General features: G+C 70.1%; 1 protein-coding gene. It reads left to right on the forward strand.

What is annotated here, in order from left to right; genetic code table 11:
• Window positions 1-325 precede the first annotated feature (325 nt).
• The coding region (locus HCN08_RS34420) for a cation:proton antiporter (RefSeq protein ID WP_167987308.1) at window positions 326-1,534 on the forward strand (1,209 nt) is incomplete at its 3' end.

Consider the following 1,534-nt stretch of genomic DNA (forward strand, 5'->3'; position numbering starts at 1 on the left):
CAGCGCACCCTGGAGCACATCTCCTCCCTCGGCGCGAAGGACATCCGCATGGTGTCCTTCCGGCAGCTGGTGGACTGGCTGGACGCGCAGGACCCGGCGGTGCTGGAGCGGCTGCGGTCGCTGGAGGTCGGCCAGAAGCCCTCGCAGGGCTGGCGGGCCCTCACCGCCGGTAGCTGACAGCACACATACGGCGAGCCCGATCGACCGGGGTGCAAGAGGACTGTCAAGAAGTCGTACGGATCGTGTAAGTTCGATTGTGGTGTGCCGGGAAGCCTGGTCGGCGGTACGAGAGAACTCTCTCTTCGCTGACTCGGGGGCGATATCCGTGGTACTGATCGTGGTCTTCGGGGCCGCGCTGCTGACGGCCGTGCTGCTGTCGGGGCTTGCGGCCCGGTCCGTCCTGTCGACCTCGCTGCTGTTCCTTGTCGGTGGCGCGCTGGTCGGTGACGGGGTGCTCGGCCTGGTCCACATCACCGCGGACAGCGGGATCGTCGCGACCACTGCCGACCTCGCCCTGTTCACGGTGCTGTTCACCGACGGCATGCACGTCTCCTTCCCCTCGCTGCGTGCCGCGTGGCGCAACCCGGTCCGGGCTCTGGGCATCGGCATGCCGCTGGCCTTCGCCGGGATGGCGCTGCTCACCCACTGGCTGGTGGGCCTTGACTGGACGACGTCCTTCCTCGTCGGTGCGGTGCTGGCGCCCACCGACCCGGTCTTCGCGTCGGCGATCGTCGGCCGCCGGGAGGTCCCGGCCCGGCTGCGGCAGCTGTTGAACGTGGAGAGCGGTCTCAACGACGGTCTGGCGCTGCCCGTGGTGCTGGTGCTCATCGCGGCTGCGGGGCCGGCCGCCGGGGCCGCCGACGACTCCCTGCCGCACATCGGCCTGGAGCTCGTCGGCGGACTGGCCCTGGGAATCGTGCTGCCCTTGCTGGTGGCATCGGTCGTACGGCTGCCACTGCTGGGCGCCGAACCCAAGCTCCAGCCCCTGCTCCCGCTGGCCACCGGCGTCATCCTCTACGCCACCTGCCACCTCACCCACGCCAATCCGTACCTGGCGGCGTTCTCCGCGGGTGCGGTGCTGGCGTCGGTGTCCCCGCAGGGCAAGGCGGCGTTCGAGCCGCTCGGTGGGGCGCTGGCGGAGCTGAGCAAGTTCGCCGCTCTGCTGGTCTTCGGCAGCCTGCTCACCCCCGGCCTGTTCGGCGACCTGTCCCTCGGCGGGTATGTCGCGGTGGTGCTGGCGATCGTGCTCGTACGCCCGGCCTCGCTGCTGGTCTCGCTGGCTCGGTCCGGTATCGAGCGGCGCGAGCAGCTGACCGCGGCGTGGTTCGGTCCTAAGGGCTTCGCGTCGGTCGTCTACGGCCTGCTGGTGCTGCAGTCGGGCATTCCGCAGGCCGAGCGGGCGTACACCCTGATCGCCGTGTGCATCGCCTTCTCGATCGTGGCCCACAGCAGCACGGACGTGCCGATCGCCCGGATGTTCGATGTCGAGGACCTGGTCGGCATCCCCGAGGAGGACGGCGACACGCGCGTCCGT

This window comes from Actinacidiphila epipremni (assembly GCF_012034175.1).
Lineage (GTDB): Bacteria > Actinomycetota > Actinomycetes > Streptomycetales > Streptomycetaceae > Actinacidiphila > Actinacidiphila epipremni.